The following is a 15,522-nucleotide window of genomic DNA, read 5'->3' as shown; positions in this document are numbered from 1 at the left end:
TGGCCGCCGGATCACTCCCCCGGGGACAGGGTGATCCGGCGGCCACCCGGGACTCACTTGCTGAAGTCCGGAACCAGCTTGGCGATGGCGGTCTCGGCGTTGCTCAGGCCCTCGTCGAGGGTCTCCTTGCCACCGGCGATCTCGGGCAGTTCGTCGTCGAGCGGGCTCCACAGGGAGCTGTACTCCGGCAGCTCCGGGCGCGGCTGGGCGGCGGACAGCACGGTCTGGTAGCCGGCGATGCCCGGGTCGGCCGTGACCGCGGCGGTGTAGGCGTCGTCGCGGGTCGGCAGGGTGGAGTTCTTCTGCGCGATGGTCGCCTGGGTCGTCGCGGAGGTCATGAAGTTGACGAACTTCAGCGCGGCCTTCTGGTGCGCCGCGTCGGAGCCGGCGTAGACCGACAGGTTGTGGCCGCCGGTCGGGGCGCCCGCCTTACCGGTGGAGCCGGCCGGGACGGTGGCGATACCGAGGTTGGTCTTGTCCGTGAACGCCGAACCCTTGTAGAAGTTCGTGATCTCCCAGGGGCCCTGGATGATCGCGGCGACCTTGCCGTTGACGAAGGCGTCCTGGATGTGGGCGTAGGCGTCGGCGGTGGTGTCCGCCTTGTGCAGGCCCTTGCCGTCGAACAGGCTCAGCCAGGTGCCGTACGCCTTCTTCGCCGCCGCCGAGTTGACGGTGATCTTCTTGGCGTCGGCGTCGACGGTGTCGGTGCCCTCGCCGTGCAGGAAGGACTGGGCGTAGTAGGCCTGGGTGGAGCCCCAGTAGCCGTCGACGCCGGTCTTGGCCTTGATCGTGGCGGCGGCCGTCTTCAGGTCGTCCCAGGTCTTCGGCGCCTCGGTGATGCCGGCCTTGGCGAACAGCGCCTTGTTGTAGACGAGCGCGAGGGTGTCGGTGACGAACGGCACGCCGTACGTCTTGCCCTCGTACTGGGCCTGCTCGATCAGGTTGGACTTGAACTTGTCCTGGTCCGCGAGGGCCTCGGTGCCGTCCAGCGGCAGGAAGTAGCCCTTCTTGGCGAAGGCGGGAGTCCAGCCGACCTCGGAGCGCAGCACGTCGGGGGCACCCTTGGAACCGGCGGCGGTGTCGAACTTGTTCTGCGCCTGGTCGAAGGTGACGTTGACGTACTTGACCTTGATGTCCTTGTTGGCGGCCTCGAACTCCTTGACCAGGGCCTGGTACGTCGGCGCCTCGTTGGTGGCGTTGGAGGTGTCCCACCAGGTGATGGTGACCGGGCCGTCGGCCGAGTCGCCGCTGTCGCTTCCGCCGCAGGCCGTCGCCGCGAGGGCGAGGGACGCCACCAGCGCGGTGGCCGCTATGCCACGCCGCATGAGTTCTCCTTGAGGGTGAAAGCCCGTGTAGCTACAGGGGGCGGTCCCGTCCACCGTCCCTGTCGACTTGCCGACTGCGCCGTTGCGGCGGCTGCCGGGCGACGTGAACGTAACAGCGATGTAAGCGGCGCGAAAGACCTTGCAGAAAAAAAGTGCAAGAGATCTCCGAAGTTATCCGGGCGTGACCTGATGACAACCGCCGTGAGACCGTTGTTGCCATGGTCGGGGGCCCGCGCCCCAAGGAGCACGGCGCTTGTGCAAGACTCTGCAAACTCTTGCCATCGATTTCACGAGGGAGTGCGATGACGCAGCAGCCCCGGGCGGGCCGCATCACAGGTCGCCCAAGGCGTCCGATTGGTGTGCAAGGTGACACCTGGCCGGTACAGTCCACACCTGTGACCACACGGCTTGCCGACATCGCTGCGCAGGCGGGGGTGAGCGAAGCGACCGTCAGCCGCGTCCTCAACGGGAAGCCCGGCGTCGCCGCCACCACCCGCCAGTCCGTCCTCGCCGCCCTCGACGTACTGGGCTACGAGCGCCCGGTCCGCCTGCGGCAGCGCAGCGCGGGTCTGGTCGGCCTGATCACGCCCGAGCTGGAGAACCCGATATTCCCGGCCCTGGCACAGGTCATCGGACAGGCGCTGACCCGCCAGGGCTACACCCCGGTCCTCGCCACCCAGACCCCCGGCGGGTCCACGGAGGACGAGCTGACCGAGATGCTGGTCGACCGCGGGGTCGCCGGCATCATCTACGTCTCCGGCCTGCACGCCGACACCACGGCCGACATGCAGCGCTACGAGCAGCTGCGCGCCCAGGGCGTGCCCTTCGTCCTGGTGGACGGCTTCTCCCCGAAGGTCCAGGCGCCCTTCATCTCCCCCGACGACCGGGCGGCGATGGCCCTCGCGGTCACCCACCTCGCCTCCCTGGGGCACACCCGGATCGGCCTGGCCCTCGGCCCGAAGCGCTTCGTGCCGGTCCAGCGCAAGATCGAGGGCTTCGTCCGCGCGATGCAGGAACAGCTGCGCCTGAGCCCGGAGACGATCGAGTCGGACCTCGTCCAGCACTCCCTCTACACCCTGGAGGGCGGTCAGGCGGCCGCGACGGCCCTGATCGACCGCGACTGCACGGCGGTGGTCTGCGCGAGCGACATGATGGCCCTCGGCGCGATACGGGCGGCGCGGCAGCGCGGGCTGGCGGTCCCGCAGGACATCTCGGTCGTCGGCTTCGACGACTCCCCGCTGATCGCCTTCACCGACCCGCCGCTGACCACGATCCGCAAGCCGGTCCCGGCGATGGGCCAGGCGGCGGTCCGGACCCTCCTGGAGGAGATCGGCGGCACCCCGGCCCCGCACAGCGAGTTCGTCTTCATGCCGGAACTCGTCGTCCGCGGCTCGACGGCCTCGGCGCCCGGGGAGCGCCATCGCGGGTAGGGCACGCCACCGTCCGCAGGGGGGCGTGAACGCCGTCGTCCGCACGCCGGGGACGGGCCGTCGCGGGCAGTGCCCGCGCGGTGTCCCGTAGGGGTCCCCCCGGCGGAGAACATGCGGGTCGGAGGGGACCAGAGGATGATCGGGGAAGAAGGCTTTTCTGGCAGACTCTGTGTCCATGGGTGAATCGACCGTGACGTCACCGGAAGGCCGGGAAGAGGCCCTTCCACACACCGTCACGGCATCGGCCCCTCCCGGTCCGCTCCGACGTCTGCGGACCCCCGGCCGCCCCCGCCTCTGGTTCGAGATCCTGCTGATCGCGGTCAGTTACTGGACGTACTCCCTGATCCGCAACGCCGTCCCGGAACAGAAGCACGAGGCACTGCGCAACGCCGACTGGATCTGGAAGGCCGAGCGCACCGTGGGCATCGCGGTGGAGCAGTCGGTCAACCACGCCGTGAACTCGGTGACTTGGCTCGTCGTCGGCATGAACTACTACTACGCCACCCTGCACTTCGTCGTCACGCTCGGTGTCCTGGTGTGGCTCTACCGCTTCCACCCCGGCCGGTACGCGGCCACCCGCCTGGTCCTCTTCGCCACCACGGGGGTGGCGCTCGTCGGGTACTACCTCTACCCCCTGGCGCCGCCCCGCCTGATGAACGGCGTCGGCTTCGTCGACACGGTCGTGGTCCACCAGACCTGGGGGTCGATGGCCTCGGGCGACCTGAAGAACATGTCGAACCAGTACGCCGCGATGCCGTCCATGCACATCGGCTGGTCCCTGTGGTGCGGGCTGACGGTCTTCGCGCTGGCCGCCCTCCCCTGGGTGCGGATCCTCGGCCTGCTCTACCCGGCGGCCACCCTGGTGGTCATCGTCGCCACGGCCAACCACTTCTGGCTGGACGCGGTGGGCGGCGTCCTCTGCCTCGCCTTCGGCTACACGGTGGCGGGCCTCTGGTACGGGGCGCTGCCGCACACCCTGCCGAGGAGGGTGCCGGGACGGGGAGGGTTCCGGAGGCCACGGGCAGCCGCGGAGGCGTAGCGCACGGGCGGTGGGGCCGCCCGCCGCCCCGTTCCGCTCCCGGGACGGCGCGTCCGCCACCCTCCGTGGAGCGGCGTCCGCTACCCCCGTGGAACGGCGCCCGCTACCCCCGTGGAACGGCGTCCGCTACCCCCCGTAGAACAGGGTGTCGACGACCGCCCGCGCCCGCCGGGCGCTGCGCCGGTAGTCGTCCAGCATGTCCCCCACGTGTCCGGGCCCGTACCCGAGGTACCGCCCCACGGCGGCCGCCTCCCGCGCGTCGGACGGGAACGTGTCGCCCGCCCGGCCCCGGACCAGCATCACCGCGTTGCGCACCCGCGTGGCCAGCACCCAGGCCTCGTCGAGGACGACGGCGTCCTCCTGCGTCAGCAGTCCGGCCTCCCGGGCCGCGGCGAGGGCACCCCGGGTCCGGGTGGTCCGCAGTCCCGCCACCTGAGCCCCGTGCCGCAGCTGCAGCAACTGCACGGTCCACTCCACGTCGGACAGGCCCCCGGGCCCCAGCTTGGTGTGCAGCTTCGGGTCGGCGCCCCGGGGCAGCCGCTCCGACTCCATCCGCGCCTTCAGACGCCGGATCTCCCGCACGGCGTCCGCTCCCAGTCCCGCCTCCGGGTAGCGCAGGGGGTCGATCAGACGGACGAACCGCCGGCCCAGTTCCTCGTCCCCGGCGACGGGCTCGGCCCGCAGCAGCGCCTGCGACTCCCACACCAGCGACCACCGCCGGTAGTACGCCTCGTACGACTTCAGCGTCCGCACCAGCGGCCCCGACTTCCCCTCGGGCCGCAGATCCGCGTCGACCAGGAGCGGCGGATCGGCGCTGGGCACCTGGAGCAGCCGCCGTACCTCCGCCACCACCGCGTTCGCCGCGCGGGCGGCCTCCTGCTCGTCGACGCCGTCCCGCGGCTCGTGCACGAACAGCACGTCCGCGTCGGAGCCGTAGCCCAGCTCGTGGCCGCCGAAGCGGCCCATGCCGATGATGGCGAACCGGGTGGGCAGCGTGTCCCCCCAGCCCTCCCGCACCACCGCCCGCAGGGTGCCGGCGAGCGTCGCGGCCGTCAGGTCCGACACGGCCCCGCCCACGAGGTCGACGAGCGCCCCCTGGTCAGCCTCGGCGGGCTGCGCCTCCGTGCCGTACGACCCCACGATGTCCACGGCGGCCGTACGGAACAGCTCCCGCCGCCGCACCCCCCGCGCGGCGGTGACCGCCTGGACCGCGCTCTCCGCCCGCCCGACCGCGGCGAGGATCTCCTGCTCCAGCGCCATCCGCCCGCGCGGCTCCAGTCCGCCCCCGTCGCCGTCCCCGAGCAGGGCGACCGCCTCGGGGGCGCGCATCAGCAGGTCGGGGGCGAGCCGCCCGGCGGACAGGACCCGCGCGAGGTTCTCCGCCGCCGCACCCTCGTCCCGGAGCAGCCGCAGGTACCAGGGCGTCTTCCCCAGCGCGTCGGAGACCTTCCGGAAGTTGAGCAGCCCGGCGTCCGGGTCGGCGGAGTCCGCGAACCATCCCAGCAGCACCGGCAGCAGCGTCCGCTGGATGGCCGCCTTCCGGGTGACCCCGGAGGCGAGCGCCTCCAGGTGCCGCAGCGCCGCCGCGGGATCGGCGTACCCGAGCGCCACCAGCCGCTCCCGGGCCGCCTCGCTGCTCAGCCGTGCCTCGCCCGACGGGAGCTGGGCGACCGCGTCGAGCAGCGGGCGGTAGAACAGCTTCTCGTGCAGCCGCCGCACCACGGCGGCGTACCGCTTCCATTCCCGGTTCAGCTCGCCCACGGGATCGGCCCGCAGCCCCAGCGACCGTCCGAGCCGCCGCTGGTCCTCCTCGCCCTCCGGGACGAGGTGGGTGCGCCGCAGCCGGTACAGCTGGATGCGGTGCTCCATCGACCGCAGGAACCGGTAGGCGGCGTCGAGCTGCTCGGCGTCGGCCCGCCCCACGTAGCCCCCGGCGGCCAGCGCCCGCAACGCGTCCAGCGTCGTACCGCTGCGCAGGGAGGCGTCGGCCCGCCCGTGCACCAGTTGCAGCAGCTGCACGGCGAACTCGACGTCCCGCAGCCCGCCCGGCCCGAGCTTCAGCTCGCGCTCCACCTCGGCGGCGGGGATGTTCTCGACGACCCGCCGGCGCATCTTCTGCACGTCGGTGACGAAGTTCTCCCGCTCGGCGGCCTGCCAGACGAGCGGTTCGACGGCGGCGACGTACGCCTCCCCCAGCGCGAGGTCACCGGCGACCGGCCGGGCCTTCAGCAGGGCCTGGAACTCCCAGGTCTTGGCCCACCGCTGGTAGTAGGCCAGATGGCTGCTCAGGGTCCGCACCAGCGGCCCGTTGCGCCCCTCGGGCCGCAGGTTGGCGTCGACGGGCCAGATGGAACCCTCGACGGTGGTCTCCGAGCAGATCCGCATCATGTGCGAGGCGAGCTTGGTGGCGGCCCGCAGGGCCTTGCCCTCGTCGGCCCCCTCGACGGGCTCCGCGACGAAGATGACGTCGACGTCGGAGACGTAGTTGAGCTCGTGCCCCCCGCACTTGCCCATCGCGACGACGGCGAGCCGGCACAGCGCGGCGTCCGCGGGCGCCGCGGCGGCCGCGAGGCCCACCGCGGCCCGCAGCGTGGCCGTGGCGAGGTCCGCGAGTTCGGCCGCGGCGTCGGCGACGTCGGTGGTCCCGCAGACGTCGCGCGCCGCGATGGCCAGCAGGCACCGCCGGTAGGCCACCCGCAGCGACACCGGGTCGTCGGCCTCGGCGAGCCCCCGCTCGAACTCGTCCACCCCGGGATGCAGATCGTGCGGCTCGTACATGACGAGCGCCTCCCAGTCCCGCGGATGCCGGGCCAGGTGGTCGGCGAGCGCGGCGGACGCCCCGAGCACCCCGAGCAGCCGGTCCCGCAGCGGCTTGGCCGCTATGACCGTGTCGAGGAGTCCGCGGCGCGCCGTGGCGCCCGGCTGCGCCTCCAGCAGCCGCACCAGCCCCCGCAGGGCGAGATCGGGATCGGCGGTCCGGCCCAGGGCCTCCAGCAGCACGGGGTCGCTGCGGACCGGGGCGAGCTCGGCGCTGTCCAGCAGCCGCTCGGCGGCGGAGGCATCGGTGAATCCGTGCCGCAGCAGGCGGGTGAAGGTACTGCTCCTGCGCCCCGGCCCCGTCATCCCGGCCTCCTCGACTCGTCGACTCCGATCAAGGTCGTACGGTCCCGAGCGTAGCCGGAGCCCGTGGGGGAAGCGCCGGGCCGGGGGCCATGGGATGCCGCCGGGGCGATCAGTTCCCGCCGCCGTGCGACCGGTCCGCCCCGGGGAGGGGCGACGTCAGGGGGGCAGGCACCGCCCCACGCGCTGACTCACCTCCCCGCCCCGGACCCGCCGCCACGCCACGCGCGCCGCGGGTCCGGGACGGCCGCCGCGCCACCCCGGCCGTTCCGCCGGACGCGGTGGCGGTGGCGGTGGCGGTCCGGCCGGGATGTGCCAGGGTCGGTAGGACCCCGCCACCGGCTACCGGGAGGCGCCGATGCAGTACCGGGAGGACCGATGCAGTACACGCTCGAAGTGATCCCGCTGCCCGTCAGCGACATCGACCGGGCCCGCGACTTCTACCGCGACAAGGCCGGCTTCCACGTGGACATCGACCAGGAGGTCATGCCCGGCCTGCGGATCGTCCAGCTGACCCCGCCGGGCTCGGGCTGCTCGATCGCCCTCGGCGACAGCATCTGGGAGTTGTCCCGGGGCCCCCGCCCGGCCCCCGGCTCCTACCAGGGCCTGCAACTGTGCGTGGCCGACATCGAGGCCGCCCGCGCGGAACTCCTGGAGCGCGGCCTGGACGTCTCCGAGCCGGTCCGCTACGCCCCCGACGACGGCGCCACCTTCCTGTACTTCACCGACCCGGACGGCAACGGCTGGTCGGTCCAGGAGTACCGCCGGCGCGCGACGGAACCGCTGCACCGGGTGCTGGCGAGGGAGGCGGATGCGGCGTCCTGAGGGAGTCCCTTGGGCCGTCGGGAGGCATCCGGATGGTGATCCTCCGGGTCGCGCCGGACGATGGTGCGCAGTGCCCTCGTGAGTGCCCCGTGACGGTCGAAGGAGATCCCCGTGTGTCCTGACGGCGGTGATCAGATGCGGAAGCCCGCCGAGTCCGGCGGAGGTCGGCGCCTGCGGCTTCCACGCGTCCCGAAGAGCCCCAGAGGGTCCTTCGCGGTGATGGTGGGAATCCTGCTGGTCCTCGTCCTGTCGGCGTTGCTGCTGGGCGGGTTCGGCATCGGGAACATAAGGTCCGCCCTGACCTACCCGGGGCGCGTCACCGGTGCCTTCCTCGTCGGGTCCGCGCTCATCGCGTTCTTGGGCGCATGGGCGGTGGTGGACCACTGGTACCGGAACAGCTTCGAGCGCTCGGGACTGCTCGCGCTGGCCGGAACGGTCGCGGCCCTCCTCGCCAACCTGATGCTTCTGTACGAGACGCTCGACGGTGATTCCATCGGCTACCGGGTGCTGTGGTCCCTGCTCACGGCGGGTTCCCTGTGGGCTGTCATCGCGGTGTGGCGGACATCGGTCGTCATCCCCGCTCCCAAGCAGGTGGCCGCGGTGGCGCTCATCACGACGCTCGTCGCAGTGGGCAATTGGAGCTATCAGCACCTCTATCAGCCCAACCAGCGCGGGGCCAGGCCTCTCATCAAGGTGACCGTCGGGAAGCCTCTGCTGGGTCAGAACCGCAAGGCGTTCTCCGTACCGGTCGACATCAAGCTCGAAAACCGCAGCGACGTGGGCTTCTACGTGCTCGGCGCCGAGTTCCACGCCATGGGGGAACGGGTGCCGCTGAGCCCCAGGGACCGGCTCCGCAAGCAGTGGCGCGCTGACGCCGAGCAGTGGGGCAAAGCCCAGTTCCAGGAGACACACCCGCTCTCCCGCAGGGAGATCCACCAGCCCGGCGAGTTGGTGGCGGCCCAGCCGTGGATGCCGGCTGGAATCTATGTCGAGGCGCATGACGAGTTCTCCACCCGAACGGTCGTGCAGCTCCCCATCGACACTCCGTACGACCAGTTGGCGTTGTACGCCAGCGTGAGCCTGGCGCGCAAGGACCGGCTCGGTCTGGAGCAAGTTGCCTGGCGGGGGAACTCCTGGTCCCACGGGAGCAAGGTGCCCAAGTGGATACAGAAGGACCTCGACTCCGTCATCTTCCGCGGAAGGGTGTACGAGAACAACGTGATCGACGCCCACACGATGGACCCGCGCTACGTCACCGTCTTCTGGCGGTTCGGCCCGCACGGGGCAGACGTTCTGGGCTTCATCAGACGGGACGGCGAGGAAGACCTCGTGTTCAGCAGGGAGAAAGACCGTCGGCTGGCGGAACGGTACGGTCTCGTCAAGGTCCAGACGGGCCCGTACGAACGGACGCTGTGGGACATCAAGGCCCAGCAATGACCGGTACGGCACTACCCCGCGCGCGCGGCCGCCGGCCCCACCTCTCCAGCCACACCACAAGGGCCAGGGAGCTGTTCATCCGGTCCCAGGAGTAGGCGTCCCCGATGCCGAACTGCGCCTCCCGCACGGCCCGGCACAGCGTCTCGACGTCGAACATCTCCGCGATCAGCGGGTGTCCGGCGGAACGGCAGAGGTCGACGAGCTGCTCGCCGTGGGCCCGCAGCCCGCGGGCGTAGACCTGGTCGAAGGGGACCTTGACCGTCCGGCCGTGGATCCGCGGCGGGAGCAGATCGGCCATGGCGTCGCGCAGGACCGCCTTGGGCCGGCCCGGCCGGAGCGTGACGTCGGCGGGCAGACGGCGCATCGTGGCGACGACCTCCGGGTCGAGGAAGGGATGGGTGAGGAAGAAGCCGTTCCGCCGTGCCTGGCACCAGGACAACGGGTCCGGTGCGGAGAGGTAGTTGGCCGCGTCGTAGAGGGACTGTTCGGGCCTGCGTCCGTAGCGGAAGCGGCTCTCCGCGACGCTGGCCTCACGGTAGCCGTGGGACCGAGCGAACCCGGGGCGCAGCCATGGGGGGCGGGCGAAGTGGCCGAGGCCGCCGAGCACCGTTCCGTGCCGGCGGACGAGCGTGGTGATCCGTTCGGCCGCCAGCGGAAGAGCGGGCTGCACGACGTGGGCCGAGACGACGTCCCGCACACCCCGCTCGCTGCCCGCGGCCCAGGCGCGTGCCTGCGCGGTCATCCGACGGAACTGTCCGGTGCGGGCCAGCCCGTGCAGGTGGAACGGGTTGGCGTCCACGATCGGATCGGCTCCGCAGCCGGTCAGGAGTGTGTCACAGCCCAGTTCCGCCGCGGCCGCGTGCAGCCTGCTCCAGAACGGGGCGCGGAAGGCGTGCGCATAGGGCTCGTCCGGGTCGCCCGCGTGATCCCGGAAGTCGTCGAAGTCGGCCACGTCGTCGACGTCGACGACGACCGGGCGCGCCGCGGGTGCGTGGCGGCGGATCTCCGCCATCGCCTCATCGAGGTACGGCTGTTCCTGGGCCAGTTCTCCGCCGCTGAAGCGTCCGGCGAGCAGGACGAGTTCACCGGCGTGGCGCCGTCCCGCCGCGGGGCGCGCCGCGAGCAGCGCGACGCTGGTGGAGTCGGTGCCGCCGGAGACGTGGCATGCCGTCGTCTCGCCCGTACGGCGCCCGACGGCGTTCTCCAGTGCGCGGCGCAGGTCCTGCGCGGCCTCGCTCGCACGGCGTCCGTCCGCCGTCGGGGACGGCGGGGCTTCGGCCTGGGGGACGCGTCGCGGCACGCGGCCGGACAGCTGCCCCGTGACGGAGAGTTCGACCACCTCACCGCCGAGGACGCGGTGCACCCCGGTGAAAGGGGTGAGGGGCGAGTGCGGTTGGGCCATGTTGCCCGTCAGGTACCGGCAGAAGTAACGGCGTTCCAGCTCCGCCGTGCCGCCCAGGTGGCGCGCGGAGGTACTCACCGCGCTCACCCGGCCGGCCGACTCCCGGTAGAAGAGGGGGATGCGCGCCTGCTCGTCCCTCATCAGCAGGACGCGGTCACGGCACACCAGCACCGCCGCGTAGTCACCGGCCGGCAGCGGGGGTGCGGCCCCCGGCCGGCCGAAGTCGTCGAGGAGGCGGTGCGCGCCCGCCACGCGGTCCCGGAACGAGCCGACCCAGCCGACGACCGCCGCGGTACCGGCCCGTGAGGTGACGGCCGTCACGAGTCCCTGCCGCGCCATCGCCCCGTCCGCCCAGAGCTTCGGCACGCCCCCGCTCCAGGTGAGGCCGATCGCCTCCATGTCACCGCCCTCCGCCGTCGATCGAGAGAACCGGCGCGAACGGGTGCCCGCGCGGATCGGCGTCGGGGATGCACAGGCCCGCCGACGACGTCCAGGCGTGCAGGGCGAACGGGTGCTCGCGCACGCCGACATGGAGCACGGCCTTCAGGCCGCGCCGCCGTAGCAGGACGAACGCCGTCACGGCCTCGGTCTTGCAGTCGTCGCCGACCCACCAGCTGCCGCTGCCGTGTGATTGCACCGCTCGTTTCAGCCGTGCGACGTCGGCCGCGGAGGGGGTGTCCGCCCGGACGTAGTCCGGGGCCGCCACGGACAACAGCCGCAGGACGCGCCCGAACCCCATGGTCCGGATCAGCAGGTGCACCCCGCTCAGCCAGAGCCCGACCTCGCGGTCCGAGTGCTCCGGCGGGCGGGCCGTGGTACACCCGGCGCGCAGGAGGGTGGTGACGAACTCCGCGCGTTCCTCGGGGCTTCCGCGGGCGAACGCCCGGATGTCCTCCGTCGCCATGCCGAGAAAACGCGTCCGCTTCCAGTCCGCGATCAGCGCTCCGCTCGACATCCTGGTGACACGGCAGTGCGGTGACAGAAACCGCGTCAGGGCTACCAGGTCGTCGGTGTCCTCTGCCACCGCACAGCCTCCAGACTCGGGCTGCCACGGCGACTGCGCGGCAGCCCGGTTCTTCCTGGGAACGGTGTGGACGGTGTCAGGCCTGGTACCCGTAGCCGTCGTAGTAGCCGCCGCTGTAGCCCCGGATCAGACGGCCGTTGCCGAGCAGCACGAGCCCGCAGGGCAGACGACGGCGCAGCAGTCGGAGAAACATGACCTACCTCCAGAATCAGGTAGCCGTCGGTCAATTCCAGGCTACTCTGCCGCGGATTGCCCGCAATCGGACCGCCGTTCCCGCACAGTCATCACGCGGACCGGAAAGAATTCAGCCCGAACCCTCGTCGGCAAAGCGTGTCAAACATGGACAATTGGCCACTCGGGGCGAGACGGACGGTCACGTGTGCAGCCCGGCGCACAGCCTCCGGCGCGCACCGGGGCATCCACGGCACGGGACCGCAGGCAGGACATGCGACGAGGAGAAGTCTTCGATGACTGAGTCCGTACAGACCGGAACCGGGACCACCGAGGAGAAGGTCAAGGCAGAGGCCTCCGCGACGGCGGAGCAGGCCAAACAGGCCGCGACCCAGGTCGCGGGGACAGCGGCGGAACAGGCCCGAACCGTAGTGGGCGAGGCACGGCAGCAGGCCGGCACGGCCATCGACGACCTGCGGAGCCGTGCGATGGACGAGGCCGAAGGGCAGACCAGGCGCGCGGCCGACGCGCTGCGGCAGTGGGCGAAGGACCTCTCCGGCCTCGCCGACAACGCCGAGGACGACTCGCCCGCCCGCAGTCTGGCGGCCCAGGCCGCCGCCAAGGGGCAGCGGGCGGCCGACTACCTGGAGGAGCAGGGACTCGAGGGGCTCGTGGCCGACGTCCAGCGCTTCGCCCGACGACGTCCCGGAACCTTTCTGGGCGGCGCCCTGCTGGCCGGACTGGCCGTCGGGCGCCTGGCCAAGGCGGCGGGATCGGCCTCCCGGTCGGAGGGGGCCGGGCCAGGGCGAACCCCCGGGACGACCGGCCGCGGCGGACCGGACGCGCCGGCCTCCCCGCCTCTGCCGGCCGGTCCCCCGTCAGCAGCCGCACCGGTGACCCCGTCACCGGCGCCTCCGCAGGTGCCGCCGGCCGTCGGTTCGCCGCCGGCCGGCACACCGGGCCGTCCCTACCCGGAGGTCTGAGATGTCCTCGCTCCCCTCCACACCCGGCCCGAGCGAGCCGCAGGGGCAGGACCCCTCCGTGGGCCGGCTGCTGTCCGTCGTGACCTCGGACATCCAGTCCCTCTTCCGCCAGGAGGTCGAGCTGGCCAAGGCCGAGATCAGGGAGGAGGCGACCAGGGCGGGCAAGGCCGCCGGCATGTACGGCGGAGCCGGCTTCGCCGGCTACATGGTGCTCCTGTTCCTGTCCCTGGCCGCCGTGCTGGGCCTGGCCAACGTGATGGACGGGGGCTGGGCCGCCCTGATCGTCAGCGCGGTGTGGGGCGTCGTCGCAGCCGTGCTCTACCAGAAGGGCCGTACACGGATGCGCACCGTCTCCCCGAAGCCCGAGCAGACCGTCGAAACCATGAAGGAGAACGCGGAATGGGCACGTCACCCGACCAAGTGAGGGCCGAGATAGAGGCCACGCGTGACCGGCTGTCCGCGGACGTGGACCGGCTCACCGACCGGACCAGTCCACGACGAGTGGTCCGCCGCCGCACGGAGAGGATGCGAGGCGCGGTGTCCGGCCTCCGCGAACGGATCATGGGTACCGCGTCGGACACCGCCCACAGTGTGACGGACACCGCGCAGTCGGCGGCCGGATCGCTGCAGGAAAGCACCGGACGGGCGGCCGACACCGCACGCGACGCGGTCGGCCAGGCGGGCCAGGCCGTCCAGCAGGCCCCCGCCGCGGCCCGCCGCCGGACTCAGGGCAACCCGCTGGTCGCCGGCCTGGTCACCTTCGGCATCGGCGTACTGGCCTCCTCGCTCCTGCCCGCCTCCCAGGCGGAGCGGGAGAAGGCCTCCGACCTGATGGAACGCGGCGGCGAGGCGCTGGAGCCGGTGAAGGAGGCCGCCGCCGAGTCCGCGCGGCATCTGAAGGAAGGCGCCAAGGAGGTGACGCAGAGCGCGGCCGAGGAAGTGAAGGGAACCGCGGCGCAAGCCGCCCGCACCACACAGGACGAGGCACGCGACCGGAGCGGCCAGGTCACCGAGCAGGCGCGCGACTCCGGCCGGCAGATCGCGGACGAGGCCCGGCAACGCTCCGGGCCCGGCTGAGGTCCTCCGCAGCACCCGGCCGTCCGCCGCGCACCTGGCAGCCGTCGCGCACCGGGCGCGTCAGGGCCCGGTGCGCGACGGCCCGGCAGCGAAGCGCCCGCACGCCCGGAGGGTGCGCGGGCCGACGGTGCGGCGAGAAACCCGCTCCGATTCGCGCCTACAGCACCGGCAGGTTCTTCCGCAGCTCGAACGCCGTCACCTCGGAGCGGTACTCCTCCCACTCCTGGCGCTTGTTGCGCAAGAAGAAGTCGAAGACGTGCTCGCCGAGCGTCTCGGCGACGAGGTCGCTGCGGTCCATCAGGGTCAGCGCCTCGCCGAGGTTCTGCGGCAGGGGCTCGATGCCCATCGCCCGGCGCTCGGCGTCGGACAGCGCCCAGACGTCGTCCTCGGCGCCCGGCGGGAGTTCGTAGCCCTCCTCGACGCCCTTGAGGCCGGCGGCCAGCAGCATGGCGTAGGCCAGGTACGGGTTGGCGCCGGAGTCGAGGGAGCGGACCTCGATGCGGGCGGAGCCGGTCTTGCCGGGCTTGTACATCGGCACGCGGACGAGCGCGGAGCGGTTGTTGTGGCCCCAGCAGATGTAGGAGGGTGCCTCGCCGCCGGCGCCGGCGGTGCGCTCGGTGCCGCCCCAGATGCGCTTGTAGGAGTTGACCCACTGGTTGGTGACGGCGGAGATCTCGGCGGCGTGCTTGAGCAGGCCGGCGATGAAGGACCGGCCGACCTTGGACAGCTGGTACTCGGAGCCGGACTCGTAGAACGCGTTGCGGTCGCCCTCGAAGAGGGAGAGGTGGGTGTGCATGCCGCTGCCGGGGTGCTCGGAGAACGGCTTCGGCATGAAGGTCGCCTGGACCCCCTGCTCCAGCGCCACCTGCTTCATGACCAGGCGGAAGGTCATGATGTTGTCGGCGGTCGACAGCGCGTCGGCGTAGCGCAGGTCGATCTCCTGCTGGCCGGGGGCGCCCTCGTGGTGGGAGAACTCGACCGAGATGCCCATCGACTCCAGCATGGTGATCGCCTGGCGGCGGAAGTCCATGCCGATGTTCTGCGGGGTGTGGTCGAAGTAGCCGGAGTTGTCGGCGGGGGTGGGCCGCGAGCCGTCGAGGGGGCGGTCCTTCAGCAGGAAGAACTCGATCTCGGGGTGCGTGTAGAACGTGAAGCCCAGGTCGGAGGCGCGGGCGAGGGCGCGCTTGAGGACGTACCGCGGGTCCGCGAAGGACGGGGAGCCGTCCGGCATGAGGATGTCGCAGAACATGCGCGCGGTGCCGGGGGCCTCGGCACGCCAGGGCAGGACCTGGAACGTGGAGGGGTCCGGCTTGGCGATCATGTCGGACTCGTAGACGCGGGCGAACCCCTCGATCGCGGAACCGTCGAAACCGATGCCCTCGTCGAACGCCTGCTCGAGCTCGGCCGGGGCCACGGCGACGGACTTGAGGAAGCCCAGCACGTCCGTGAACCACAGGCGTACGAACCGGATGTCGCGCTCCTCCAACGTCCGGAGCACGAACTCCTGCTGCTTGTCCATCTTCCGCTTCCCCATCCTTGCTGGTCAGGCCGCCTGTCTCCGTCCCGCGGGAGGCGGTCGGGCACCTGAGCATCCCACCACAACAGCATTTCACGCGCGTTGCGGACCTTGATCGCCACGGCGACCCCGGCCTGAACGCTCGCGTACGGCAGGTGTACCGCTTCGTCGCC

At 71.9% G+C, this 15,522-nt stretch carries 12 protein-coding genes; 7 read left to right on the top strand and 5 right to left on the bottom strand.

Annotation, left to right across the window (positions count from 1 at the left end; translation table 11 throughout):
• Positions 1-53: 53 nt before the first annotated feature.
• A complete protein-coding gene (locus tag ACIP67_RS09705) occupies positions 54-1,325 on the bottom strand; it encodes an extracellular solute-binding protein (protein ID WP_401690001.1) in 1,272 nt (423 codons plus the stop codon).
• Positions 1,326-1,720: 395 nt separating this feature from the next.
• Between ACIP67_RS09705 and ACIP67_RS09700 the strand changes: the two genes are divergently transcribed.
• On the top strand, positions 1,721-2,755 hold the full coding sequence (locus tag ACIP67_RS09700) for a LacI family DNA-binding transcriptional regulator (RefSeq protein WP_401689998.1): 1,035 nt from the start codon (positions 1,721-1,723) through the stop codon (positions 2,753-2,755).
• Between the two features lie 175 nt (positions 2,756-2,930).
• A complete protein-coding gene (locus ACIP67_RS09695) occupies positions 2,931-3,794 on the top strand; it encodes a phosphatase PAP2 family protein (RefSeq protein ID WP_401689995.1) in 864 nt (287 codons plus the stop codon).
• A 126-nt stretch (positions 3,795-3,920) separates the two neighbouring features.
• Here the strand turns inward: ACIP67_RS09695 and ACIP67_RS09690 are convergent, their stop codons facing one another.
• Entirely contained in the window at positions 3,921-6,917 is a 2,997-nt protein-coding gene (locus ACIP67_RS09690; protein WP_401689992.1) for a bifunctional [glutamine synthetase] adenylyltransferase/[glutamine synthetase]-adenylyl-L-tyrosine phosphorylase, read from the bottom strand.
• Positions 6,918-7,292: 375 nt separating this feature from the next.
• Here ACIP67_RS09690 and ACIP67_RS09685 point away from each other — a divergent pair, with 375 nt between their 5' ends.
• Positions 7,293-7,739: a VOC family protein gene (locus tag ACIP67_RS09685; protein ID WP_401689989.1), complete on the top strand. Its 447-nt coding sequence runs from the start codon at positions 7,293-7,295 to the stop codon at positions 7,737-7,739.
• Positions 7,740-7,958: 219 nt separating this feature from the next.
• The gene (locus ACIP67_RS09680; RefSeq protein ID WP_401690315.1) at positions 7,959-9,176 is read left to right on the top strand and encodes a hypothetical protein; all 1,218 of its coding nucleotides are present in this window, start codon (positions 7,959-7,961) and stop codon (positions 9,174-9,176) included.
• On the opposite strand, the gene ACIP67_RS09675 is transcribed toward ACIP67_RS09680, so the two are convergent.
• Entirely contained in the window at positions 9,160-10,977 is a 1,818-nt protein-coding gene (locus tag ACIP67_RS09675) for an asparagine synthase-related protein (RefSeq protein ID WP_401689986.1), read from the bottom strand. The two genes, ACIP67_RS09680 and ACIP67_RS09675, sit on opposite strands and share 17 nt — an antisense overlap.
• Before the next feature lies 1 nt (position 10,978).
• Positions 10,979-11,602, bottom strand: a complete 624-nt coding sequence (locus ACIP67_RS09670) for a lasso peptide biosynthesis B2 protein (RefSeq protein WP_401689983.1) — start codon at positions 11,600-11,602, stop codon at positions 10,979-10,981.
• A 467-nt stretch (positions 11,603-12,069) separates the two neighbouring features.
• On the opposite strand from ACIP67_RS09670, the gene ACIP67_RS09665 reads away from it, so the two are divergent.
• The 3 genes from ACIP67_RS09665 to ACIP67_RS09655 are packed head-to-tail and all read left to right on the top strand — an operon-like array spanning position 12,070 to position 13,833.
• Positions 12,070-12,756 (top strand): hypothetical protein, encoded by a 687-nt coding sequence (locus tag ACIP67_RS09665; RefSeq protein ID WP_401689980.1) that lies wholly within the window; start codon positions 12,070-12,072, stop codon positions 12,754-12,756.
• A gap of 1 nt (position 12,757) precedes the next feature.
• Positions 12,758-13,180 carry a phage holin family protein gene (locus tag ACIP67_RS09660; RefSeq protein WP_401689977.1) on the top strand — a complete coding sequence of 141 codons (423 nt, stop codon included), beginning with the start codon at positions 12,758-12,760 and terminating at the stop codon, positions 13,178-13,180.
• The gene (locus tag ACIP67_RS09655) at positions 13,156-13,833 is read left to right on the top strand and encodes a DUF3618 domain-containing protein (protein ID WP_401689975.1); all 678 of its coding nucleotides are present in this window, start codon (positions 13,156-13,158) and stop codon (positions 13,831-13,833) included. The genes ACIP67_RS09660 and ACIP67_RS09655 overlap by 25 nt, the downstream gene beginning before the upstream one ends.
• Positions 13,834-13,990: 157 nt before the next feature.
• Here ACIP67_RS09655 and glnA read toward each other — a convergent pair whose 3' ends face one another.
• Positions 13,991-15,352 carry a type I glutamate--ammonia ligase gene (gene glnA, locus ACIP67_RS09650; RefSeq protein ID WP_385062255.1) on the bottom strand — a complete coding sequence of 454 codons (1,362 nt, stop codon included), beginning with the start codon at positions 15,350-15,352 and terminating at the stop codon, positions 13,991-13,993.
• Positions 15,353-15,522: the final 170 nt, after the last annotated feature.

This window comes from Streptomyces sp. NPDC088812 (assembly GCF_044750285.1).
Lineage (GTDB): Bacteria > Actinomycetota > Actinomycetes > Streptomycetales > Streptomycetaceae > Streptomyces.
This window is presented reverse-complemented; position numbering and strand designations above follow the sequence as displayed.